Raw genomic sequence first — 22,019 nt, 5'->3', positions numbered from 1 at the left:
ATCCAATCAGCGGGCGATACGGGCGGCAACCTTGACGGCGTCAAGGCTGGGGCCGACGTCGTGGACGCGGACAGCCCAAGCGCCTTGGGCAGCACTCAGAGCGGTGATGGCGGCGGTGGCGGAGTCGCGCTCCAACGGCGCTGCCGACTTGCCGGCCACTGTGAGGAGCGAGCCAAGGAAGCGCTTGCGGGAAGCGGCCACCATCACCTTGTGTCCCAGGACGAACAACTGGTCCAGGTTCTTCAGGAGTTCCCAGTTCTGGTTCTCGTTCTTGGAGAACCCGATACCGGGATCGACGATGATCTGTTCCGGGGCAACGCCGGCGGCATACAGCTTGTCGCGGACGCCGCTGAGCTCGGCCACCACGTCCTCGGTGACGTTGTTGTAGTCCGTCAGGCTGTCCATGGTCAGGGCGTCGCCCCGGCGGTGCGTCAGGATGTACGGGACCTTGGTGCGGGCCACGAGCTCGGGCATATCGGGCTCGATGGTCAGGCCGGACACATCGTTGATGATGGCAGCTCCGGCCTCAACAGCGGCGGCCGCCGTGGAGGTGTGCATGGTGTCGATGCTGACCAGCGCACCGGCCTTCACCAGGGCCTGGATCACCGGCAGCACGCGGCGCTGTTCTTCCTCGGGGGAAACAGGTTCCGCGCCCGAACGGGTGGACTCGCCGCCGACATCAATGATGTCAGCGCCGGCGTAGAACATCCGCAGGCCCAGCGCAATGGCTGTGTCCGGTGTGCGGTGCGTGCCGCCGTCGCTGAAGGAATCCGGGGTGACGTTGAGGATTCCCATGACGAGCGTGCGGTCCGTGGGCAGGTCCTCGAACCTGGCCGCGGGCCGCGGCTTACGGAGAACCGGCAGCGGGCTTGTGGCCGGGCCGGTTCCGGGTGCTGCAGCGAGGGAGTCCATAAATGCTTACCTTCCGATGATGAGGCTCATGGCCTCGGCGCGGGTGGCCGGGTCATGGAGTTGACCGCGCACCGCGCTGGTGACGGTCTTCGCGCCGGGCTTGCGGATGCCGCGCATGGACATACACATGTGTTCACATTCGACGACGACAATCGCCCCGCGCGGGTTGAGGTGCTTCACCAGGGCCTCCACGATCTGCGTGGTGAGGCGCTCCTGCACCTGCGGCCGGCGGGCGTAGATATCCACCAGCCGTGCCAGCTTGCTGAGGCCGGTCACCTTGCCGTCATGTGACGGAATGTAACCGACATGCGCTACTCCGTGGAACGGCACCAGGTGGTGTTCGCACGTGGAGTAGAAGGGAATGTCCTTCACCAGGACAAGCTCTTCGTGGTCGAGGTCGAAGGTGGTGGACAGGACGTCCGCGGGGTGCTGGTGCAGGCCCGCGAACACCTCGGCATAGGCTTTGGCCACGCGCTTTGGCGTGTCCTGCAGCCCGCCACGGTCAGGGTCTTCACCAATTGCCAGCAGGATCTCGCGGACAGCCGCTTCAATGCGCGGACGGTCCACCTTGGAGTGGGCCTTGGAGCCCGTGGCGGAACCGTGGGCGGCGGCGAGGTCGTCGTCGTCGAAATGAGTCACAGCAGAAAGCTTAGCCGTGATGCGGGTGGTCGTTGCCGCCGTCGGGCTGCGGCGCCTGGAAGGAGTCCTGGCTGCTGACGCCCTGTGCGTGCGGAGCTACGGTGTCCAACGGTTCGTCCAGGCGAGCCTTCTTGGCCTCCTCCTGGGCTTCCCGCTCGGCCTTTTCTGCACGGCTTTCCACCGGGGGAATGGACTGGACCGGACGGGATTCCTTGGACAACCAGATCTCGCGGAAATCTCGCTTCCGGATGTCGTGGAAGATCTCAGCGATCTCAGCCTGGTTCAGGGTTTCCCGTTCCAGGAGTTCCAGTGCCAGGCGGTCCAGGACGTCCCGGTTTTCGGTAAGGATGGCGTAGGCCTCGTCGTGTGCCTGGTCGATCAGGCGACGAACTTCCTCGTCCACGACGTACGCGATCTGGTCCGAGAAGTTGCGCTCCTGTGCGGCATCGCGGCCGAGGAACGGCTCGCCGCCACCCTGGCCCAGCTTCACGGCACCGACGCGTTCGCTCATGCCGTACTGCGTCACCATCTTGCGGGCAGTGGAGGTGGCCTTCTCGATGTCGTTGGAGGCACCGGTGGAGGGGTCGTGGAACACGATCTCCTCTGCGACGCGGCCGCCCATGGCGTAGGCCATCTGATCGAGCAGCTCGTTGCGGGTGACCGAGTACTTGTCATCCTCGGGGATCACCATGGTGTAGCCGAGTGCACGGCCGCGGGGAAGGATGGTGATCTTGGTGACCGGGGCGGAATTCCGCAGTGCTGCCGCCACCAAGGCGTGGCCGCCTTCGTGGTAGGCGGTGATCTTGCGCTCGAGTTCCTTCATGACGCGGCTGCGCTTTTGCGGGCCGGCCATGACGCGGTCGATTGCCTCGTCCAACGCACGGTCATCGATGAGGTTCGCATTTGAACGGGCGGTCAGCAGCGCGGCCTCGTTCAAGACGTTGGCCAGGTCGGCACCTGTGTAGCCGGGGGTCTTCTTGGCAACAGCCCTGAGGTCGATGCCGGGAGCCATGGGCTTGCCCTTGGCGTGGACATTGAGGATCTGTTCGCGACCGATCATGTCCGGAGCTTCCACGGTGATCTGGCGGTCAAAACGGCCCGGGCGCAACAGTGCGGGATCCAGGACGTCGGGACGGTTCGTCGCCGCGATGAGAATGACGTTGGTTTTGACGTCGAAGCCATCCATCTCCACAAGGAGCTGGTTCAGGGTTTGCTCACGCTCGTCGTTTCCGCCGCCGATGCCGGCACCGCGGTGACGGCCGACGGCGTCGATCTCGTCCACGAAGATGATTGCCGGGGAACTGGCCTTGGCCTGCTCGAAGAGGTCGCGGACGCGGGAGGCACCCACACCGACGAACATCTCCACGAAGTCCGAGCCGGAGATGGAGAAGAACGGAACACCGGCTTCGCCTGCGACAGCACGGGCGAGCAGGGTCTTACCGGTACCCGGAGGGCCGTAGAGCAGCACACCCTTGGGGATCTTGGCGCCGACCGCCTGGAACTTCGCCGGTTCCTGGAGGAATTCCTTGATTTCCTGGAGCTCTTCCACGGCCTCGTCAGCACCGGCAACGTCGGAGAACGTCACCTGGGGCATGTCCTTGTTGACCAGCTTGGCCTTGGACTTGCCGAACTGCATGACCTTGGAGCCGCCGCCCTGCATGCGGGACAGCAGGAACCAGAACAGGACACCGAGCAACAGCACCGGGATAAGGAGCGAGAACAGGCCGGAGAACCAGTTGTTCTCGACGGGCTGGTCAGTAAAGCCCTTGTCCGGGTTGGCGTTGGTAACAGCCTTCACGACATCCGGACCACGATCCGTGACGTAGAAGAACTGGACGTTCTTGCCCTTGTCCTGTCCATCCAGGTTCAGGTTGTCCTTCAGCACCAAGTCGACGCGGTTCTCGGCGTCGAAGATCTTGGCCTGCTCGACCTTGCCGCTTTGCGACAGGAGATCCAGGCCTTCCTTGGTGTCAATGCGTGTGGAACCGCCCGGAGCCAGTGTTGCGAATGCCACCAGGAGCAAGCCAACGACGACAACAATCCAGATGCCCGGGCCCTTGAAGAAACTCTTAGCTTTCATCTGATCGGGGTTTTGCCCCGTCCCTCCTGGTAGTGCTGCAAGGCGCAACTTCTGCGCGCGAGTGGTGCTGCTTCGGTTTCAAGCTATACACCGTTCCCAGTAATTCACGCACTGGAAAGTCCAAAAGTTCCCTCTGGGCGTACACAGGATACTCGCGGTGGGCTCGAGTGGACAGGGTTTGTTGCTGGTTCGTTCAGGCCGCAGCGACGGGGAGCACCAGCAAGTAGCCGGTCGGGAGTCCGCTGCTCCAGCGTCGGGGCTCCCGGACCACGAACTGCGTGGCCAGCTGCTCCGGACTGAGCAGGCTGTTGGGCTCGGGCGATGGCCCCCACTGCCCGCTGCCATATGGGTACAGCGGATCCATGACGTGAATCCCCGTTATCTTGAAGTCCGGGAACAGGGCGGGATCGCCCATCGATTCGAATCCGCTCATGACCCACGCGTGGCGGCCGCTCCACATGACCAGGCCAACCGGTCGCCCGGTACCCGCCATGGCGCGCGCAGCCGTTTGCAGGGCGCCGCCATAATCCGCGACGCTCACCACCGTGTACGGCCCCATGCCGGATTCGGTCAGCACCTGCGCCCAACCGAACGGGTTGGCACCGTTGAACGAATCGGATGATCTGGCCCTTGCCATCTCCCACAGCTGACCCTGCTGCGCAGAGTCGGTCCAGGAAGCCCCGCCGGTGTCGTCAATGAGGTTGTGGGCCATCTGCACGCTCGCCGCAACGCACCAATCGAAGGTGTACTGCGGAACGAAGTCACCCGCCTGGTACAGGTTGAACGCGAACGGCTGGGGAATCGCCGGAGGCGCCGCCGGGACGGGAGGCGCAGCTGGGATTGGAGCCACAGCCGGAGCGGGAGGTTGGGTGTTCGTAGACGGGACCGCGGCGGTTTCGCTCGCAGTCGGCACGGCGGAAGAGGTCGCGACCGGCTGGCCGGCATCGGTCCCGGGGAGGTCGACGGCGGGAGTGCAGGCCGTGAGGAGCGTCGCCATGACGGCAAGCCAAGTCAGAAGACGGGCAGAAGCACCGGTCATGGTTCAGTTTAGCCCCGGCAAGCGGAGAGGCGGCAGGCCCGGCCAAGCCAAAGATCAACCACCCAGGCCATTCGCACCCTTTAAACAGCAACGCCGCGCCCCTTCCGCCAAAAGCACCAGGTTGCAGGTGCCTTTGGCGGAAAGTGGCGCGGCGAAGCGGGAACCGGGTGGTTACTCGTAAACGTGCGGGGCCAGGGTGCCCACGAAGTCGAGGTTGCGGTACTTCTCGGCGTAGTCCAGGCCGTAGCCGACAACGAACTCGTTGGGAATGTCGTAGCCGACGTACTTGACGTCGATTTCCACCTTGGCGGCGGTCGGCTTCCGGAAAGCGGTGCAGATCTCGACGCTGGCGGTACCGCGGGATTCGAGGTTCGACTTCAGCCAGGAAAGAGTGAGGCCGGAATCGATGATGTCCTCAACAATGAGCACGTCTTTGCCCATGAGGTCGGTGTCGAGGTCCTTGAGGATCCGGACGACGCCGGAGGACTGGGTGCCGGAGCCATAGGACGAGACAGCCATCCAGTCCATGCTGACGTGGCTGTGCAGTGCGCGGGCAAGGTCAGCCATGACCATGACCGCACCCTTGAGGACCCCGACAATGAGGATGTCGCGGCCTTCGTAGTCCTTGTCGATCTGCGCTGCGAGTTCCGCGATACGCGTTTGGATCTGCTCTTTGGTGTAAAGAACGTGCTTGAGATCTGCCTGGACGTCGTTTGAATCCACCAATGGCTCCTGTTTTGATGCTCGGGTGCGGCTACTGCTGGGACGGTTTCTGATGCCGGAATACTAGCTTCCCACAGCGCGCGGCTTCGCGGGGACCGGCGTTGGCCGAATCACCGGTCGCATCCGCCGGCGGAGCGCCTGCGGAAACAGTCCTTTCCTGCGCCAGATCGCTGAGGGACAGACGTGAAACGCTGACGTGGCCGGGAAGCTGCACGGGCCCGGCCGACCCCTGCCTGCGCAGCAGGGCTTCCGCGGCTTGAAGCCGACCGTACCCGGGTTGTTGACCCCCGACGTCGGCTGCAGCCTTGGCGATGACCCGGAACCTTAGCGCCGGTGCAAGTCCGCGGACGGTATCCTCCGGCAGCCAGACGCCCCCATCCTCACGATGGACGAGTGAGAGATAGGTCTCGTTGGCCAAATCCTCGAGGAAATCCGCATCCTGCTGAAGGATCGCCGCAGTCCGGGCCAGGGATTCAGCCACCCCGGGCCCAAGCTTTTCTTCGAGGACCGGCATGACTTCCACGCGTGTCCTGGAGCGGGCGAAGGCGGGATCGGCGTTGCTCGGATCGTGCCAGGGGTCCAGTTCCTCGACGTCGCAGATCTCCACTGTTTCCTGGCGGCGGAGACCGAGGAATGGGCGGAGAAGCCGGCCGCGGGCAGGGCGCATGCCCGCCAAGGAGCGTGTCCCGGAACCCCGGGCCAGGCCCAGGAGCACCTGTTCAGCCTGGTCATCCAAGGTATGGCCGAGCAGGATCGCATCACACCCCAGGTCATCGGCGGCGGATTCAAGGGCCGCATGCCGGGCGTCCCGCGCTGCGGCCTCGGGGCCATACCCGGTTGCTGCGACGTCCACTGTCCGCACTTCCACGGGAGAAAGCCCCAGCTCGCGCAAGACAGATGCGGTCCTGGCAGCTACTTCCGCCGATCCGTCCTGCAGTTGATGGTCAACCACGACGGCGGCAACGGACACCGGATTTCCATCCACGTGGCCGCGCCTGCCGAAATGGGCTGCAATGGCTGCGAGCGCCAGGGAATCCGGACCTCCGCTGCAGGCCACGAGCACCCGCGCGGGGTACCCGGCAGCGGCGAGGGCGTTCTGCAACTGTTTCCGTGCCTTGCCGACGACTGGCGCCAATCGTCCGGGCCGGCGTCGTCCTTTGCCTGCTGAACCCGCACCGGAACCTGAACCAGCACCGGAACCGGCCGGAAGGCTCAAAGGCCCATCCGCTCTAGCCACAGCCGGGAGTTATGGATTTCTTCTTCGGTGGGCAGGTACTCGGCGGATTCCCAGACGCTGTTGAAGCCTTCCATCCCGGCCACGGCAACGACTTCGCGGACGAATTTGGCGCCGTCGGTGTACTGGCGCATCTTGGCATCCAGGCCGAGGAGGTTGCGGATGAACTTCTCCACAACGCCCCGGTCCTTGCCGCGGTCGTTGAAGCGCTGGCGGATGGTCTTCACGGAGGGGACGATGCTGGAATCGACGGCATCCATCACGACGTTGGCGTGGCCCTCGAGGAGGCTCATGACAGCGGTGATGTGGGAGAGGGACGCTTTTTCTTCGGGATTCTGCAGGAGGTCCAGGATGGCACCACGGCCCGGTGTCTTCTCTGTGGGATTGCGGTCCCGGAGGGACTTGGCCACTGCGCCGGCCCGTTCAACGAGGGAGTCCATGTTGCCCAGGAGGTTGCCGCTGAGTTTCTCGATTTCGTCGAGCATGTGGTGCCTGAGCCAGGGTGCGGCCGCGAACTGGACGCGGTGCGTTTGCTCGTGGAGGCACACCCAGAGGCGGAAGTCGTCCGGGTGGACGTTGAGTTCGCGTTCCACGGAGATGATGTTCGGCGCCACAAGCAGGAGGCGGCCGCCCGGGGGCACAGTGGAATCGGGTGCCAGGGCAGCGAAGGGATCATACTGGCCGAGCACTTTGCTGGAGAGGAAGGCCAGTACGGCGCCGAGCTGGGTTCCGGTGATGGCCCCGCTGGTTGCAGCTGCCGCCGGTGTCATGGCAACCCCGCTGCGGCTTTCCAGCATCTTCTTCAGCGCAGGCTGGAGCATCACCGAGAAACTCTGGGTATTGGCCTTGGACCACGAGGCCCGGTCCACCACCAGGACATGGGAATCGCGCAGGTCCCGCGCGGCGTCCAGGCCTGTGATGTCGTGCACGTGGGGCACGGAGATATCCGCATTGAAGCGCAGGTTCTCTACCGCCTTGCCGATTTCCCCGGCGCTGAGCTCAGGGCCGGAGGGGGCAAGCCGGGCAGCCGTAGCGGCGGCCAGATCCCAATTGATCAGGGACTGGGCCCCTGCTGACGATTCGCGGGCAGATGACACCATACGGTCCATCACACCACACGTGGCTGACAGTGAACCCTTAAGTTCGCTGGACGCGGAGCTTTCAGCCCCGGCAGCCGCAGGAGGCCAGTACGGACGCGGATCGGTCCATGGCCACTTTGTTGCCGGCCGCACCGGGGTCCAGTCCGTTGCCTATGAAGGAGAACACCAGGAGCCGTCCGTCCGCATCCACCACATAACCGCTCAGGGCGATGACGGTGTTGAGGGTTCCGGTCTTGGCGCGGACCAGTCCCGCTCCCCCGGCGGTGCTGGCGTCGCCGTACCTGTCGTTGAGGGTGCCGGTGAGTCCCGCAACGGGAAAACCGTCCAGGGCTGAACGAAGCGCAGGATCCGGACCACTGGTGATGGCCCGGACGACCTCGGCGAACTGCCGGGCACTGACCTGGTTCTCCAACGCCAGTCCCGAAACGTCGGCCAGCTGCATTGAGTCCGTGGCGATACCCAACTCCCCCAGCCTTTGCCGCACGGCTGCAGTGGCGGCGTCGTAGGTGGTTTCCTTGCCGCTGGCGGCAGCGGTCATCCGCCCCAGGGCCTCGGCCAGGAAGTTATCGGAGGTCTCCAGCATCAGGTCCACTTGCTCGCTGACCGTGGCGGATTCAGCGGTGGCCAGGACTTTGGTGGGGAGGCCTTTGGCGCGTTCGACGCCGGGACTCACCACGACGCCGGCCGCCGCCAACTGCTCCGCGAAAGCCTGGGCGGTGGTCATGGCAGAGTCCTGGGGCCTGGGACCTGTTTGAACGCCGGGTGAATAGCGTCCGGAGTTCAGCGCGAGGGAATACAAGGGAGCGGTTTCGCCGGCCGCCACGTCGTCGAGGCTCCAGGCCGGGTTCAGGGCCGGTCCGGTGAAGAGGGAGTCGTCCACCTTCACCGTGATGGGGCCCTGCACGCCCGCTGCGGCCAGGGCTGCCGCAGTGTCCGCGGCCAGGGAAGCCAGGCCGGCACGTCCAAGAATGGCGGAAGGGTCGGAAGCGGACGCACCCAGCAGCACGTCCCCGCCGCCGGTCAGGACCACTGTGGAGGGATTGTCGGATCCGAGAACCTTGGTGGTGAACCGCGCGTCAGGCCCGAGTGCCTTCAGGGCGGCGACGGCGGTCAACAATTTCATGTTGGACGCCGGGATCCTGTTGGCGTTGGCGTCGCGGTCGAACAGGACCTTCCCCGTGATGGCGTCGATGACCATGCCGCTGATGTTGCCCGCGCCATCTGGTTTCAGGGTCCCGTCCAGGAGCCGGGACACTTCGGACGGCAGGGGGACGGGCGCTTTGTCATCCAGGGGCAGCAGCGCGCTGGAGCCGGACAGTTGCCTGGGTTGCTGCTGCCATGCGGGGATCGACGGCGAAGGCCGGGGAACACTGAACAACCCGGGCGCCATTCCGGACACCACGACGGCGCCGACACAGAGCAGGACAACTGCCAACAGCACCGGCCACATCAAGCGCCCCCACGCCGTGGGCACCCTCTTCCGGGAACCCCCGTTTTTAACGCCCATCATGGAAGTTGCTTGGTCCTGTCAGTCCTGAAATGTCCCCGCCGGTTCAAGAAACCCGGGCCTCTCGCTATATCCTCAATAGTAGTCGGCGGCACCGGCTGTACTTTTGCCTGCCGCCAGCCCCGGGCTAAGCAGCCTGCCTGAGGCACCGTCACCCGTGGCGGCCGCTTCGGCGGAGCAACGCCCCACCCTCACCCGTCAAGGAGCATTCCATGAAGCACGACGTGACCATCGAGATCCCCAAGGGATCGCGCGTCAAGTACGAAGTTGACCACGAAACCGGCCGTGTCCGCCTGGACCGCGTCCTGTTCACCTCCATGCAGTACCCCACGCACTACGGTTTCTTCGAGAACACCCTGGGCGAAGACGGCGACCCTCTGGACGCACTGGTGCTCCTGCAGGACTTCGACCTCCACCCGGGCGTCATCGTTGAATCCCGCCCCATCGGCGTCTTCAACATGACCGACGACGGCGGCGGAGATGCCAAGGTCCTTTGCGTTCCCGTTGACGCACGCTTCGACCACATCCAGGAAGTCAGCGACGTCAGCGAATTCCTGATCAAGGAAATCGAGCACTTCTTCACCCGTTACAAGGACCTGGAGCCCGGCAAGTGGGTCAAGGCCGAGGGTTGGGGCGACCGCGCCGCCGCCGAAGCCGAGCTGGAAGCCTCCATCAAGCGCTACGTTCCGGCCGCAGGCCACTAACGCAGACCACGACGGCGGCTGGCGGGGTTCCCTGGAACCCCACCAACCGCCGTCGTGCTTTTAAAGCAACGCGGGGTCACTTATGGCCCATTCGGGAGTCGAACATGGGCCATAAGTGACCCCGCGTTGCTTTGATGGGCATGACTACCCATCGCGGGAGCTTGGCCGGCCCCCTAGGCTGGGACGAGACTTTTCGATGCTTGCACACAGGGGGTTCCATATGGCTGGGTTTTACGGCGCGGATATCGCGCAGCTTCGCAGTCTGGCGGGTGTGATGGGCAAAGCCGCCGACGCCATCAGCCTGCAAAGCACGCAACTGTCCAACGCGATCAATTCCACGACAGCCTGGCAAGGCCGCGACGCCACTGTCTTCAAGGGTGACTGGAACAGCCAGCACCGGCAGAGCCTGGTCAAGGCCGCCAACATGCTCCGGCAAAACGCGAGCCAGCTGAAGAAGCACGCCAACCAGCAGGAATTCGCCAGCCACAATGACGGCTCGGGCACGTCGGTGGGCGTCCTCAAGGATGTCTACGACACCGCCATGGGCGCCAAAGGTGTGGCTGCACCGCTGTGGACGGCCTTCAAGTACCTCCTTCCGGTCAAGCCGGACGCCGCCGGAAACGTCATCCCCCGGCACCTGCGGTACGGGCAGACCAAAGAGATCCTGACCAACTGGCGCGCCGGTGGCAGCGTGCTGCGGGACGGCATCACCGCGCTGCGCAACGGCGAAAAGGTCACGGACGTCATCACCGACCTCAAAGCCAACATCCCGTACAGCACGGCATTCCAGGAGGCGAGCAAGTTCTCCAAGGGGCTCCGGATCGCCGGGGCTGTCGCTGCACCACTGAACATCGTGGGCGGCATCAGCGACATGATCAGCCCCCAGCACGACGGTTGGCGCGGAACCGGCGACAGGGTTGCCGGCGGGCTGTCCGTGGTGGGCGGCGTGGGCAGCATCATGCTCATGACGGCCGGCGGCGCGGCCCTTCTGGGTCCCATCGGTGCGCCGATCGTCATCGGTGCCGGGCTGGTTGCCGGAGCGTGGGCGCTGGGCAACCTGGTGGCTGACAATTGGGATTCCATCTCCAACTTTGCCCGCAACCCCGGCAGTTACATTGCCGACGGCGCCAAGGAAGTGGGCAATTTCGCCAAGGATGTAGGCAGTAAGGTGGCAGACGGAGTCAGTAATGCCGCCAAGTCGGTCGGAAACTTTGTCGGAGGGATATTCGGATGACAACGAGCACCATGAATTGGACCGAACGGGATGTCCAGGCCGCAGCCAAGATCCTGGCATCAGCCAGCGCCATCGGAGCGCCCCTGCCCACGCTGACCGATGAGGAAGTCGTGGCACTGGACGGCGTCCAGCACGAGCAACTGGTGGCATTGCCGTGGCTTTCAGCCCAGGACGCCAACAAGGACATCATGTGCGCCGTGGCCTTGCGCGGGCTGCTCGCCAAGGAACTCGTATACCCGGTGATCTTTGAAGGCGAAACGGAACCCTCCCGTTTGCACGCCACGGAGGAAATCACCGGCGCCCTGACCCTTCGCCGCAGCGGCAGCAACGTTGTTTCCGTTGAACGGACCGTCTCCACCGGCAAGCGCTGGCTCTACGGCTACGTCCATGACGAAGGCGTCCTGCTGGAGGAAGTGGACGAAGGCGGCCTTCACGGCTTCACCGTTATCACCCGGGACCAACTGGTACCGCGCCTCGCCGAATTCGTGGATCCCGAGCACGCCGCCGCCCGCGACTCGGACCCTGCGGTGTACACGGAAGCCCAGTTCGAAGCCCATGCCGCCACGGCCCTGGCCGATACGCAGGCCGCAAGCAACGTTGTTGCGTTCAACTCCGACACCAATGAATTTCCTACCGTCACCGTTTACACCGGCCCGTCCGGCGTCCACGTCCTGACGCCTCGCGTGGAGGGCTCGCAGGAACCCGGCCTTCCGGAGCAGGGCGAGGGCGTTTCCTTCGAACTGAAGGAAACATCGGCCCCGTCCCTGGCCCGCGTCCTGGGCGGACTTGCCGGGCTGGCCTGATCTCCCGCAACCAAGCCGCAACCCGCCGTCGAACCGAAAGCCCCTCATGAGCGCTACGAAGCCCACAACCGCAACCGGCATGGTGGACCCCCTCACCGGACGTGCCGTACGCCGCCACCCCGACACGGGCGCCTACTTCGTCAAGGCATCCGGAGCAGCCCACTTTTGGGGCCGCGTGCTGGATGCGGTCGTGTTCCTGGTGGGCTACATCCTCCTGGCAGCCATCGCCGCAGTGGTCCGTGAGTCCATGATGAACAGCGGCTCGACGCTCGGGTTCAATGACGGCTTCTGGCTGACCCTCTACGTCGTCCTGTGGTTCGTGGGTCTGTTCATCTACGGCATGATCTGGGGAACTGTGGGCAGCGTCGGTGACGCCGCTGCAGGCATGCGCTCGGTGCGGATCAAGAACGGCACGACGGCGGGCGCCTGGTTGGGCGGATGGCGCGCCATCTGCTGGTCGTTCTTCCCCTTCTTCGTGGTGATGGTTATCGCTGCTGCATTGAGCGGCGGCGGAGATGACACCTGGGATCCCAAGTTTGCTGCCATGGACCGGCGCTCCGGCATCGCCAAAGGCCAGCAGCCGGTCCCGGATCCCAAAGCCGTTGCCGCGGAGCAAGCGGCCTCGGCACAACAGCAAAACCTGCCCAACCTCTATGGCCAGCGCCCGGATGCGCGGCCGTAACTGGCTGGTACGACGTGTTGAGCGCCGGCTTGGACCCGGGCTGGGGCGACTCCGGTATGTCGCTTCTTCGCGGCGCATCTACTGGAAGGCGCTGATTCTCTGCCTGCTGGTTGGCTTCCTCTTTGGAACCATCGCCGAGTTCGTCAGCCCGCTCCGCTCCACCCGGGAGGCCGGACATTTCGGTGAGCCCCTGCTCTTCATTGCCGCCAGCGCCCTCACCGGTTTGGTGCTGTGGTCCATGACCCTGCTGGGCAGTTTCCGGAAACTCCTGGTCTTTGACGGGGGAATCGTGGCCAAGTACTCGCAAAAGAGCACCCTTCTGGTGTTTCCTTGGAACGCGATCGCGCCCGGGACGCTCAAGGCCGTGACTACCGCCGACAACACTGATCCGGACAGGCGCCTGGTGGCAAGGAACAAGGTCTCGCTGGGTGCGGGCGGCAGGAACGCAGTAGTGTTCCGGGCCCGCGATACGTTCTGGGTCTTCGCCGCGAACGAGGATCCGGCCCCGCTGGTGAAGGCCATCCAAGGAGCCATGCGGGACTCCGACACACCCGGCGCCGGCCGTCCAGCGGCAGGTGCGCTGCCCGCCGTCGTACTGACTGGACCCACCGCCCTGGACTGAGCCGCCGGAAGTTCGCGGAGCCCGTCACGAAGCAAGTAACAGGGGAATTGTGCCCTTGCAGAGCTGCTACCAGCCGGTAGCATGTGATCCACTATGTTCACTCTCACCATCAACCAGCGCGACAGCCGCCGCGACGGCGATCTTGTGCCGCAGTTGCTCAAGGACCTGCGGCACATTCCTGCCCGCCTGGATTTCGACCGCTCGGTTGAGGATGAGGTGCAGGGCATCGTGGAATCCAGCCACCAGGCCGTGGACAGGCTGCGGTCCAGCAAGGAGCGGATACCCGTCGCGGTGGACGGCCCTCTGGCCGCCCTGGCTTCCGAAGCAGAAGCCGTACTGCGGCTTCTTGGCCATATTGTTCAACACCGCAGCGCTGCGGAGTGGCGGGTGCTGGACCTGCTGACGCCCGGAGTCCGGGGCCAGCAAAAAGCCGTTGCCCAGGAACTGGGCATCACTACGCAGGCTGTGAGCAAGGCACTGGCCCGCGCGCAATGGGCCGAAGAGCACGCAGCACGCCCGGCTGCTGCGCGGCTGCTGCAAATGATCCTCGAAGTGCGCTGACACCCGGAAAGGGGACAACTTACGTCGCAATGAGGATGCACTGCGGCGTTTGCTGTCCCCTTCCCGGGTTGGCAGGCCGGCTTACTGGTTGCTGACGTTGTCCTTGGCTGTCTCTGCCCGGTCCTGGACGTCGGCGGCCGCGGCCTGGCCTTCATCCTTGACGTTGGCAGCAGCTTCCGTGGCGCTGTCCTTGACGTTCTGCATGGCGTCTTGGGCGGGCTCGCGAAGGTGCTCCGCGACTTCCTGTGCCGCGTGGCTCAGCTCATCGGTGAGCGGCTGGGCTGCTTCCTTGACTGCCTGCGCTGCTTCGCGCTCCTTTTCAGAGGCGGGGAACAGCGAGGAGACCAGAAGGCCGGCGCCGAAAGCAATCAGCCCTGCGGCGACAGGGCTGCCCTGGGCTTTGCGGGTGATGGCCTGCGGGGCATCGCCGATATCCGAAACCACTCCGGACACAGTGTCCTGTGCTTGGTGGGCGGCGGTGCTTGCCCGGTCCTGGACGTCGTCGCGGGCGCCGAAAACAGCTGTCTTGATCTTGTCCACCCGGCGGTTGACGATGTGTGACGGCGTGACTTTGTCAGCCACGGCATCAACGTTGGTGCTGAGCCGGCGGCGCGTTTCTTCAATGTCCGCGCGCAGGGCGTCGGGGTTCTGCGTCATCGTGTCTCCTCAGTGTTGGGTTTCAAAGCGGGTGGTATTTCCTTGACCGTCTCAGCGGTCCGGGGCATGCCTTTGATGGTGTTCAGTTCCTTGCGGCCCTTGACCGCCAGGACCGCAGCGACGATTCCCCAGATGACCGCGACGATGACGGCGGACCACCCGAGTCCAACGAGCTGGCCCAAGGCCCACCAGAGCGCTATGGACAGGAACAGCACCGTGATGTGGCCGGCGTAGGCAGCTCCGCCCAGCAGTCCGGCGCCCTTCCCTGCCTTGGTGGCGGACTCCTTGAGTTCCACCTTGGCCAGCTCCACTTCCTGGCGCATCAACGTCGAAACGTCACGCGTCAGGTCGCCCAGCAGCTCGCCGAGTGGCAGGTTTTCCGCCTTCTCGTGGGCCGCGGTGGGGGGCAAATCGGTGGGACTGCTCATCGGTTACCTCCGTACTGGGGGTTGTCCGGATCAAGCGGGCCCGCGAGCGGATCGCCCTGGGCCTTGATCCCACCGGCTTCGGTCTCCGGGTACGGGAGCGTGGAGCCTTCGAAGCTTCCGGTGGTTCCGGCGTCGTACCCAGGCGTTCCGGGAGTTCCCACGGTGGTTGCCGAGCCGTATCCTGCAGTGGTTGCCTGCGGTCCGGGCAGATCCACGGCCGGAGGCGTTACCGCTCCGCCGGAAGAGGGGTAGTACTCCGCGCCGGGGGTGGTTGCCGGCGTCGTGCTTTGCGCCGAGGCGGCGTCGGAGGCGTTACCGGCCATGCCGCGGCCCAGTCGACCTGCAAGGACACCGGCTCCGGCGGCCAACAGGAGGAACGTCCCTGGCTTGCGGCGGGCAAAGCCCTTGACCTCGTCGAGCAGCGAACCGGGATCGCGGCCTTCCAGCCACTGCGCAACGGATGAAGACCGCTGGGCAGCCTGTTGGACGAGATCCGTGGCAACGCCGCCGTCCTGGGTGGAATTTGCCATGGTCGACAGTTCGTCAGATATGGAGCGCAGCCCTTCGGCAACGCGCTGCTGCTGGACCTGGGCCTGGTCGGCAAGCTCACCCTTGGTCTGGGTGAGCAGCTGGCGGGCGTTCACCTTGACCTCACGGGCTACGTGGCCGGCCTCGGTTTTGGCGGTGTCCACCACTCCGCTGGCCGCGTCACCGACGGCTCCGGCCACACCCGCGGCCTCTTGCTTGGCAGTTTCAACGGTGCCGGAATCCGCAGATCCGGTACCGGAACCTGCGGAACCAGTTGTTAGCGTGGCATCGGTTTCAACGTCCGGCGAGTCCAGGTAGCTTCCGGAAAAAGGCTCGGTCCCTGCGTGGGCTCCGCCTCTCGGCGCCGCGAAGCTTCCGTCCTGCGGCGATTGGCGCTCAGTCATTGTTGCTCTCTTTCCACAGTTGGCAGGCTGCGGACAGCAGCCGGAATAGTAAGCATCGTTACTATCAATGGATGTGTACCCGGATGCCGTGGTTCTAATCACATGAATCCAGTAATCATGGTTCCGCTCACGTTCAGCGCTTTCCGCTCGACACCAGGGCACATACCTGCGACCGTTGGATTGATGAGCCCCATGCCCTCCAGGCGACGGCTGATTCCCGCGCTGCGCAAAACCGTCACACGCCATCGACTCCTGTTCGCCGCCAAAACAGCCATCGCTGCTGGATTGGCCTGGTACATCGCCCCTTTCATGCCCGGCCCCGCCGCTGAATACCCGTACTACGCGCCCCTGGGTGCCTTGGTCAGCATGCACCCCACCGTGGCGGACTCCGCCAAGCACGGACTCCAGAGCCTGGCCGGCCTGGTGCTGGGTATCGGCATGGCCTTCGCCATCACAACGGTCACCGCACCAACAGCCTTCGCCGTCGCCCTGGTCGTGGGACTTGGCGTGCTGATCGGCGGCCTGCCCCGGCTGGGAAGTGCCTCTGAATGGATTCCCATGGCTGCGTTGTTCGTCCTGGTGTTGGGCGACTCGAACACGGAGGGGTTCTCCTTCGCGTACGTCCTGCAGATGGCATTGGGCGTCGCCGTGGGGTTCGCCGTCAACTGGCTGGTGGTTCCGCCCCTGCACCTGGACGACATCGACCCCGCGATCGCCGGCCACCAGGAAGCACTTTCACGGCAGCTCAAAGACATGGCGAAGGCCATGGAGGAGTCCTGGCCGCCCAACCACGAAGCATGGGCGAGCCGCAGCGACGAACTGTCCCTAACTGCGGCCGCGGTGCGGACAGCGGTGCACCAAGCGGAGCTGAGCGCCAAGGCGAATCCCAGGTCCCGGCGTCGTGCGACCCGCCTGCCGGCCGACCTCTCAGGTTTGCGGACCCTCGAACGGCTCACTTTCCACGTCCAGGACATCACCGACGTCCTGGCAAGTGCCATCTGGGAAGAAGGCGCCGGAACAGTCATCCCGGATGCTGTGGTGGGCTACCTTTCGGAGTCTTTGGAAGCCGTGGCCTCTGTTGTGGACCATTGGCGGGACGGGGAATCCGGCGAGCTGACCAGACGCATGGCTGATGCGAAGGACAGCATCACCGCCCTGAGCAACGCCGTGGCCGAGGCTGCGGCGGGCCAGGCACCCGTGAACGCACCGGCTTCCGTGGCCATGAGCCTGCGCCGGATCCTGACCGTGGTGCTGTCGTCGGAATAGGGCTGGACTTACCTCAGCGCGGCCTCAGCGGCGGCGAACCCGTCCGGCCCTTGCCCGCTCTTATCCGAACTGCAGTGCGAGCTCCGGGTACCGGCCTTGGCCCAGCCTGCGTTGTGGTCCTGATCGTTCGGTCCCGTTCCGGAGCTGGGCTTCGTCGTCCAGCAGTTGCTTCTGGAGGGCAACCAGAACCCTTGAGAGTTTCCGTGACACCTGCATCTGCGAGATTCCCAGGGCTTCGGCGATGGTGGACTGCGTTTCCTCCTGGTAATAGCGCCGGTAGAGCAGGTGCCGGTCTTCCGCACTCAATCCGCGGATGGCGTTCCGCAGCGCAAGAACGTCTTCGAGCCTGTCTGTCGGGCAACCGAAGGCGGACAAGGATCCGTGAAGTCCGTCGCGGCCTTCCGCGGCGGGGGCATCCAGCGAATCGGGCCGCTTGCTGGTTCCAGCCGTCAGGGCTTCCTGCACCAGGCCCGGCTCAAGCTTCAGGTCCGTTGCCACATCTTGCGGTGACGGCGTCCGCTGCAGGGTTTGGGTCATCTCTTCCGTGCGGGCCAACACTTGGCGCCGCACGTCCTGGATGGGACGCGGTGGCCGCACTACCCAGCAATGGTCGCGAAGGTACCTTTTCACCTCGCCGGCAATTGTTGGGGCTGCGTAGGCCGGGAAGCTGACGCCCTTGGCTTTGTCGTAGCCGCGTGCCGCCTTGATCAGGCCCATGTAGGCAACCTGGCGGACGTCATCCAGGTCATGGGTGTGGGCGGAGTATCGGGCGGCAATGGACTTGGCCAGATTGAGATGGTCCAGGACCAGGCTGTCCTGGAAGCTTTGCCGGATGCTCCCTTCGGGTGCATTGGCGGGGGGACGTGTCAGGACGTCGGACGGTGGGATTTGTCGCATGGGGCTTCAATCCTCAAACCTGCTGGGGTGGTGAGCCCACGGCAAGACTCCTTAAAAAGAGAAGCACACTTACTATTAGCTTTCAACGGGGTTAGGCTCAAAAGGAAGCCGCGTCCACCGAATCGGAGATTTACATGGAAGAACCACAGCTCGCAGCGCCGAGCACGGTCCTGGCCGATATCCAGGACATGCTGCTCAACACCCCGGATGTGGAAGTGTTCCTCGAGGAGTTGGCACGGCACTCGGCCGGCATGTTCAGCAACTCCGATTCAGAGGTCTACTGCGGAATTACGCTGATGCGTCAGAGGACCGCGGGCACGGTGGCCAGCAGCAGCGAACGTGCGCGGCGACTCGACGAGGTTCAATACGCGTTCGCCGATGGACCTTGCCTCCACGCCTGCCGCGAGGGCACCCAGGTCCACATACCCGACTTTGAAAAAGACAACACCTGGCCGGAATACAACGAGGCCATCACTGGCCACGGCGTACGTTCAGTGTTGGCCGTTCCCTTCCCGCTCCCGGACGACACGTCCACGGCGGGCCTGAACCTGTATTCCGACCGCCCCAACGCCTTCGACGCAGCGGCCGTGCAGCGCGCCAACGACTACGTGGTGCAGGCTTCCAAGGGTCTTCAGCTGGCCATACTTCTGGCACAGCACAGCCAAACAGCGGCAAACCTGCGTGCCGCGATGGAATCCCGCACCGTGATCGACGTGGCGACCGGCATCATCATCGCCCAGAACCGCTGCACCCAGGAAGAAGCGATCGAACTGATCAAGAAGGCTTCGAGCAACCGGAACGTCAAGCTCCGGGCGGTGGCACAGGCAATCGTCGAGTCAGCCGGGGGCGGGCAGGTTCAGACGTACTTCCAGTGAGTGCGGATCCTTACAGCAGGCCGCGCAAAACCAGCGCCGCGCCGTCGTCGAGCACTGACGCGGTGACCTCGTCGGCAACGGCGAGCACCTCATCGGGAGCCTGGCCCATGGCGATGCCGCGGCCGGCCCAGGTGAGCATCTCGATGTCGTTGCGGCCGTCGCCCACGGCCACCGTGTTGGCCTGGTCCGTGCCGAGCCGGCGACGGAGAGCCTCCAAGGCGCTGGCCTTGGTGACACCCTCAGCGGCAATATCCAGCCAGGCAGTCCACCCCACCGAGTAGGTCACACCGGATAGCCCGATGTGCCGGATGGCCTCGTTGAACTCCTCGGAAGTGTTCTCGCTGCTGAACACCACTACGCGGACGGCCGTGGCATCGAGCATCGTCTGGAAATCGACACCGATGGACTCCACGCCGAAGCTGGCATCCTGGAAACGCTCCGTGGAAAGGAAGTTGCCGTCCTCGTCCTCCAGGGCGTACTTGGCGTTGGGCAGCCGTTCCCGCAGCGCCTTCAGGGCGGGAGCGGGGTCGAACGTTGCTTTGTGGATGATCTCGTAACCGGATTCCAAGGCGGGATCCAGTCGAAGGGTCACGCCGCCGTTGCAGCACACTGCATAGCCCCGCTCCATGCCGATCTGCTGGATGATCGGCAGCGTCGCGTTGAGGGACCGGCCGGTGGCGATCATGACGTCGTGCCCCTTGGCGACCACTGCCTGGGCAGCGGAGCGAACCTCTTGAGTCATGTGGCCGTCATGGTCGACCAGGGTGCCATCGACGTCCAGGGCGATCATGAGTTTGGTGTTTTCGTTGGGCTGGTCATCGATGCCAGCAACTGGAGTATCAGTCAAAATAGTCATGCTTCCAGTAGACCAGACACCGCCGACACTCAACTAGGACCGGCGCCACAGCGGGCGGTTAACGGAGCGTGAACAGTGTCATCACAGTGCGCTCCGGAGGACGGCGAGTTGCTGCGTCGCCCGGGTCATCGCCACGTACCGGTCCACGGCGCCTTCGATCCCGGCACCGAAATCGTCCGGGTCGATGAGGACCACGAGGTCGAATTCAAGGCCCTTGGACAACTCCGGGGTGAGCCGGCTGACCCGCTCCCACTGCGGGTTTTCGCCCAGGACCGGCTGGCTGATGACGCAGGCGGTGCCCTCACTGTTCGCATCGAGCCACGCATCCACTATCGTTTCCAGGTCCTCTCTCACGCCATGGAGCACCGGAATCCCGCTTCTCCGCACCGACGTTGGCACATTGGCGTCCGGGAGGGCGGCACGGATGACGGGTTCGGCCTCCACCATGACTTCTTCGGGAGTGCGGTAGTTGATGCTGAGGCCGGCCAGGGCAACATTTTCCATGCCCACCCGGTGAAGGCGTTCCTCCCACGATTCCGTAAACCCGTGCCGGGCTTGGGCGCGGTCCCCCACCACTGTGAAGCTACGGGACGGGCAGCGCTGCAGCAGCATCCGCCACTCTGCGTCCGTCAGCTCCTGGGCTTCGTCCACCACGATGTGCGCGAAGGGTCCGGTGAGGACATCCGGATCGGGTATTTCCACAGCGTCCTGGCCTGCCAGCTTCTCCCTCATGTCGTCGCCGCGCAGCATGTACATTTCCAGGTTCTCGGAATCATCGGCGGCAATGAGGTCGTCCACCACCCGGTCCATGAGTTCGCGCTCCGCCGCCAGGACCGCCGCCTGCCGCCGGCGTCGCGTGGATGCCTCCGGGTCGCCGAGGCGCAACCGAGCCGAATCCAGCAACGGGAGGTCGGCCGTAGTCCACGCCTCCGGGTTTTCGCGATGAAGCATCTCCCGCTCGCCAGGCTGCAGGTGCGGAGCGCACAACCGGAGGTAGGCCGGCACGCGCCACAGGTCCGCCACCAGGGCTGCGTAATCGAGAAGCGGCCACGCCCTGTTGAAGGCCGACTGCAGCTCCGCGCTCTGGCTCAAAGCCCTGCGCCGCATGGCCTCCGGCACATCGTGCTCGCCCAGCTTGTCCGCCAGGATATCGAGCAACGCATCCCAGACGTCGTCCCTCGCTTCGTTGTGCGGCGTACCGGGCTCGGCCGCGTCAAAAGCCTCCGCCCAATCGTCGCTGCCCAGCCAAATATCGGCATAGGGGGTCTCCACTTCCATGCCCTCGGTTGGCGGCTCTTCGTAAAACCTCACACCGCGTTCAATTGCCTTGATCATCTCCACGGAAGATTTGAGCCGGGCAACCTCAGCATCGCGTTCGACGCCGGCGCCGGCACCTTCGGGGACAAGGTCCCGCAACGTGCACGTTTGCACGCCCTCCTCCCCCAGGCTTGGGAGGACATCGGCCACGTACGCCAAATAGCGCTGATGCGGTCCGACGAACAGTACGTCGCTTCTTCCGTGGTTGTTGCGGTGGCTGAGCCGGGGATCGGAGTACAGAAGGTAGGCCGTGCGGTGCAGGGCAACCACCGTCTTACCGGTACCAGGACCGCCGTCGACCACCAGCGCCCCACGCGAGCCGGCACGGATGATCCGGTCCTGGTCGGATTGGATAGTCCCCAGGACATCCCGCATGCGCGGCGAGCGGCTGCTCCCAAGGCTCGCGATAAAGGCGGACTGGTCATCAAGCGCGGCATTTCCTTCCATGCCGTCAGCGGTGAAAACTTCGTCCCAGTAGTCGGTCACTCTGGCACGGGTCCAGCGGTACCGGCGCCGGCTCACCAGGCCCATCGGGTTGGCGTGTGTTGCTCCGAAGAACGGTTCGGCAGCGGGTGACCGCCAATCGATCAGGAGCCTCTTCCCCTGGCTGTCGGTGAGGCCCAGCCTGCCGACGTAAACCGGTTCCGGGCTACCGGGTGTCACCATGCGGCCAAGACACAGATCCAATCCAAAGCGGCGGAGTCCCCGCAGCCGGGCAGTAAGCCTGTGGATCTCCTGGTCGCGGTCCAAGGCAGCCTGGCCACGGCCGCCGGGCTGCTTGCGGGTGACCTCCAACCGGGCGGACAGTTCAGCGATCGATTCCTCAAGGCTGGTTGCAATGGCGTCGAACTGCCGCTCATCGGCGCCGATCAGTTGCGGATCCGCTTTGCGTGCAAGGTGCCCGGGCAGGGCAAAGGCACTGGTTCCCAGGCGGTTGTTTTCAGGCATCCC

At 64.7% G+C, this 22,019-nt stretch carries 22 protein-coding genes; 8 read left to right on the top strand and 14 right to left on the bottom strand.

Annotation, left to right across the window (positions count from 1 at the left end):
• Nucleotides 1-6 precede the first annotated feature (6 nt).
• From folP to dacB, 8 genes are all read right to left on the bottom strand, one after another.
• Nucleotides 7-912: a dihydropteroate synthase gene (gene folP / locus JMY29_RS00675; RefSeq protein WP_018778341.1), complete on the bottom strand. Its 906-nt coding sequence runs from the start codon at nt 910-912 to the stop codon at nt 7-9.
• A gap of 6 nt (nt 913-918) precedes the next feature.
• Complete coding sequence (folE, locus tag JMY29_RS00670) at nt 919-1,551, bottom strand: GTP cyclohydrolase I FolE (RefSeq protein ID WP_018778342.1); 633 nt, start codon at nt 1,549-1,551, stop codon at nt 919-921.
• 10 nt (nt 1,552-1,561) lie between these two features.
• On the bottom strand, nt 1,562-3,631 hold the full coding sequence (gene ftsH / locus JMY29_RS00665; RefSeq protein WP_018778343.1) for an ATP-dependent zinc metalloprotease FtsH: 2,070 nt from the start codon (nt 3,629-3,631) through the stop codon (nt 1,562-1,564).
• Nucleotides 3,632-3,824: 193 nt separating this feature from the next.
• The gene (locus JMY29_RS00660; protein WP_189076523.1) at nt 3,825-4,670 is read right to left on the bottom strand and encodes a hypothetical protein; all 846 of its coding nucleotides are present in this window, start codon (nt 4,668-4,670) and stop codon (nt 3,825-3,827) included.
• 171 nt (nt 4,671-4,841) lie between these two features.
• Nucleotides 4,842-5,393 carry a hypoxanthine phosphoribosyltransferase gene (gene hpt / locus JMY29_RS00655; protein ID WP_011772910.1) on the bottom strand — a complete coding sequence of 184 codons (552 nt, stop codon included), beginning with the start codon at nt 5,391-5,393 and terminating at the stop codon, nt 4,842-4,844.
• 31 nt (nt 5,394-5,424) lie between these two features.
• Nucleotides 5,425-6,495: a tRNA lysidine(34) synthetase TilS gene (gene tilS, locus JMY29_RS00650; protein WP_189076531.1), complete on the bottom strand. Its 1,071-nt coding sequence runs from the start codon at nt 6,493-6,495 to the stop codon at nt 5,425-5,427.
• A 110-nt stretch (nt 6,496-6,605) separates the two neighbouring features.
• On the bottom strand, nt 6,606-7,727 hold the full coding sequence (locus JMY29_RS00645) for a zinc-dependent metalloprotease (RefSeq protein ID WP_189076522.1): 1,122 nt from the start codon (nt 7,725-7,727) through the stop codon (nt 6,606-6,608).
• 61 nt (nt 7,728-7,788) lie between these two features.
• Complete coding sequence (gene dacB / locus JMY29_RS00640; protein ID WP_189076530.1) at nt 7,789-9,234, bottom strand: D-alanyl-D-alanine carboxypeptidase/D-alanyl-D-alanine endopeptidase; 1,446 nt, start codon at nt 9,232-9,234, stop codon at nt 7,789-7,791.
• Between the two features lie 212 nt (nt 9,235-9,446).
• On the opposite strand from dacB, the gene JMY29_RS00635 reads away from it, so the two are divergent.
• From JMY29_RS00635 to JMY29_RS00610, 6 genes are all read left to right on the top strand, one after another.
• Complete coding sequence (locus JMY29_RS00635) at nt 9,447-9,938, top strand: inorganic diphosphatase (protein ID WP_039239147.1); 492 nt, start codon at nt 9,447-9,449, stop codon at nt 9,936-9,938.
• Nucleotides 9,939-10,158: 220 nt separating this feature from the next.
• Nucleotides 10,159-11,172 (top strand): hypothetical protein, encoded by a 1,014-nt coding sequence (locus JMY29_RS00630; RefSeq protein WP_189076521.1) that lies wholly within the window; start codon nt 10,159-10,161, stop codon nt 11,170-11,172.
• Nucleotides 11,169-11,975, top strand: a complete 807-nt coding sequence (locus tag JMY29_RS00625) for a hypothetical protein (RefSeq protein ID WP_189076520.1) — start codon at nt 11,169-11,171, stop codon at nt 11,973-11,975. Before JMY29_RS00630 ends, JMY29_RS00625 begins: the two co-directional genes overlap by 4 nt.
• Before the next feature lie 46 nt (nt 11,976-12,021).
• Nucleotides 12,022-12,657, top strand: coding sequence for a hypothetical protein (locus JMY29_RS00620; RefSeq protein WP_189076519.1), 636 nt, complete (start codon nt 12,022-12,024; stop codon nt 12,655-12,657).
• Entirely contained in the window at nt 12,629-13,279 is a 651-nt protein-coding gene (locus tag JMY29_RS00615; RefSeq protein ID WP_229778662.1) for a hypothetical protein, read from the top strand. Before JMY29_RS00620 ends, JMY29_RS00615 begins: the two co-directional genes overlap by 29 nt.
• Nucleotides 13,280-13,372: 93 nt before the next feature.
• Nucleotides 13,373-13,840, top strand: a complete 468-nt coding sequence (locus JMY29_RS00610; RefSeq protein ID WP_237567104.1) for a hypothetical protein — start codon at nt 13,373-13,375, stop codon at nt 13,838-13,840.
• A gap of 81 nt (nt 13,841-13,921) precedes the next feature.
• Here JMY29_RS00610 and JMY29_RS00605 read toward each other — a convergent pair whose 3' ends face one another.
• Genes JMY29_RS00605 through JMY29_RS00595 form a run of 3 tightly spaced genes read right to left on the bottom strand, consistent with a single transcriptional unit; the run spans nt 13,922 to nt 15,857 of the window.
• Nucleotides 13,922-14,497, bottom strand: coding sequence for a DUF3618 domain-containing protein (locus JMY29_RS00605; RefSeq protein WP_018778354.1), 576 nt, complete (start codon nt 14,495-14,497; stop codon nt 13,922-13,924).
• Nucleotides 14,494-14,925 carry a phage holin family protein gene (locus tag JMY29_RS00600; RefSeq protein WP_018778355.1) on the bottom strand — a complete coding sequence of 144 codons (432 nt, stop codon included), beginning with the start codon at nt 14,923-14,925 and terminating at the stop codon, nt 14,494-14,496. Before JMY29_RS00600 ends, JMY29_RS00605 begins: the two co-directional genes overlap by 4 nt.
• Nucleotides 14,922-15,857, bottom strand: a complete 936-nt coding sequence (locus JMY29_RS00595) for a hypothetical protein (RefSeq protein WP_189076518.1) — start codon at nt 15,855-15,857, stop codon at nt 14,922-14,924. Before JMY29_RS00595 ends, JMY29_RS00600 begins: the two co-directional genes overlap by 4 nt.
• Before the next feature lie 183 nt (nt 15,858-16,040).
• Between JMY29_RS00595 and JMY29_RS00590 the strand changes: the two genes are divergently transcribed.
• Nucleotides 16,041-17,123, top strand: coding sequence for an FUSC family protein (locus JMY29_RS00590; protein ID WP_227453624.1), 1,083 nt, complete (start codon nt 16,041-16,043; stop codon nt 17,121-17,123).
• Nucleotides 17,124-17,183: 60 nt separating this feature from the next.
• Here JMY29_RS00590 and JMY29_RS00585 read toward each other — a convergent pair whose 3' ends face one another.
• Nucleotides 17,184-18,020 (bottom strand): sigma-70 family RNA polymerase sigma factor, encoded by an 837-nt coding sequence (locus JMY29_RS00585; RefSeq protein ID WP_189076517.1) that lies wholly within the window; start codon nt 18,018-18,020, stop codon nt 17,184-17,186.
• Nucleotides 18,021-18,154: 134 nt separating this feature from the next.
• On the opposite strand from JMY29_RS00585, the gene JMY29_RS00580 reads away from it, so the two are divergent.
• Nucleotides 18,155-18,895 (top strand): GAF and ANTAR domain-containing protein, encoded by a 741-nt coding sequence (locus JMY29_RS00580; RefSeq protein WP_189076516.1) that lies wholly within the window; start codon nt 18,155-18,157, stop codon nt 18,893-18,895.
• A gap of 10 nt (nt 18,896-18,905) precedes the next feature.
• Here JMY29_RS00580 and JMY29_RS00575 read toward each other — a convergent pair whose 3' ends face one another.
• Nucleotides 18,906-19,751, bottom strand: a complete 846-nt coding sequence (locus JMY29_RS00575) for a Cof-type HAD-IIB family hydrolase (RefSeq protein ID WP_039239123.1) — start codon at nt 19,749-19,751, stop codon at nt 18,906-18,908.
• An 81-nt stretch (nt 19,752-19,832) separates the two neighbouring features.
• Nucleotides 19,833-22,016, bottom strand: a complete 2,184-nt coding sequence (gene helR / locus JMY29_RS00570) for an RNA polymerase recycling motor ATPase HelR (protein ID WP_189076515.1) — start codon at nt 22,014-22,016, stop codon at nt 19,833-19,835.
• Nucleotides 22,017-22,019: the final 3 nt, after the last annotated feature.

This window comes from Paenarthrobacter nicotinovorans (assembly GCF_021919345.1).
GTDB classification, from domain to species: Bacteria; Actinomycetota; Actinomycetes; order Actinomycetales; family Micrococcaceae; genus Arthrobacter; species Arthrobacter nicotinovorans.
This window is presented reverse-complemented; position numbering and strand designations above follow the sequence as displayed.

Excerpts from the sequence above, each read along its gene's own strand:
- folP (WP_018778341.1), bottom strand. The coding sequence starts at position 912 with ATGGACTCCCTCGCTGCAGCACCCGGAACCGGCCCGGCCACAAGCCCG.
- ftsH (WP_018778343.1), bottom strand. The coding sequence starts at position 3,631 with ATGAAAGCTAAGAGTTTCTTCAAGGGCCCGGGCATCTGGATTGTTGTC.
- JMY29_RS00660 (WP_189076523.1), bottom strand. The coding sequence starts at position 4,670 with ATGACCGGTGCTTCTGCCCGTCTTCTGACTTGGCTTGCCGTCATGGCG.
- JMY29_RS00645 (WP_189076522.1), bottom strand. The coding sequence starts at position 7,727 with ATGGTGTCATCTGCCCGCGAATCGTCAGCAGGGGCCCAGTCCCTGATC.
- dacB (WP_189076530.1), bottom strand. The coding sequence starts at position 9,234 with ATGGGCGTTAAAAACGGGGGTTCCCGGAAGAGGGTGCCCACGGCGTGG.
- JMY29_RS00635 (WP_039239147.1), top strand. The coding sequence starts at position 9,447 with ATGAAGCACGACGTGACCATCGAGATCCCCAAGGGATCGCGCGTCAAG.
- JMY29_RS00630 (WP_189076521.1), top strand. The coding sequence starts at position 10,159 with ATGGCTGGGTTTTACGGCGCGGATATCGCGCAGCTTCGCAGTCTGGCG.
- JMY29_RS00625 (WP_189076520.1), top strand. The coding sequence starts at position 11,169 with ATGACAACGAGCACCATGAATTGGACCGAACGGGATGTCCAGGCCGCA.
- JMY29_RS00620 (WP_189076519.1), top strand. The coding sequence starts at position 12,022 with ATGAGCGCTACGAAGCCCACAACCGCAACCGGCATGGTGGACCCCCTC.
- JMY29_RS00615 (WP_229778662.1), top strand. The coding sequence starts at position 12,629 with ATGGCCAGCGCCCGGATGCGCGGCCGTAACTGGCTGGTACGACGTGTT.
- JMY29_RS00610 (WP_237567104.1), top strand. The coding sequence starts at position 13,373 with ATGTTCACTCTCACCATCAACCAGCGCGACAGCCGCCGCGACGGCGAT.
- JMY29_RS00605 (WP_018778354.1), bottom strand. The coding sequence starts at position 14,497 with ATGACGCAGAACCCCGACGCCCTGCGCGCGGACATTGAAGAAACGCGC.
- JMY29_RS00600 (WP_018778355.1), bottom strand. The coding sequence starts at position 14,925 with ATGAGCAGTCCCACCGATTTGCCCCCCACCGCGGCCCACGAGAAGGCG.
- JMY29_RS00595 (WP_189076518.1), bottom strand. The coding sequence starts at position 15,857 with ATGACTGAGCGCCAATCGCCGCAGGACGGAAGCTTCGCGGCGCCGAGA.
- JMY29_RS00590 (WP_227453624.1), top strand. The coding sequence starts at position 16,041 with ATGAGCCCCATGCCCTCCAGGCGACGGCTGATTCCCGCGCTGCGCAAA.
- JMY29_RS00585 (WP_189076517.1), bottom strand. The coding sequence starts at position 18,020 with ATGCGACAAATCCCACCGTCCGACGTCCTGACACGTCCCCCCGCCAAT.
- JMY29_RS00580 (WP_189076516.1), top strand. The coding sequence starts at position 18,155 with ATGGAAGAACCACAGCTCGCAGCGCCGAGCACGGTCCTGGCCGATATC.
- JMY29_RS00575 (WP_039239123.1), bottom strand. The coding sequence starts at position 19,751 with ATGACTATTTTGACTGATACTCCAGTTGCTGGCATCGATGACCAGCCC.
- helR (WP_189076515.1), bottom strand. The coding sequence starts at position 22,016 with ATGCCTGAAAACAACCGCCTGGGAACCAGTGCCTTTGCCCTGCCCGGG.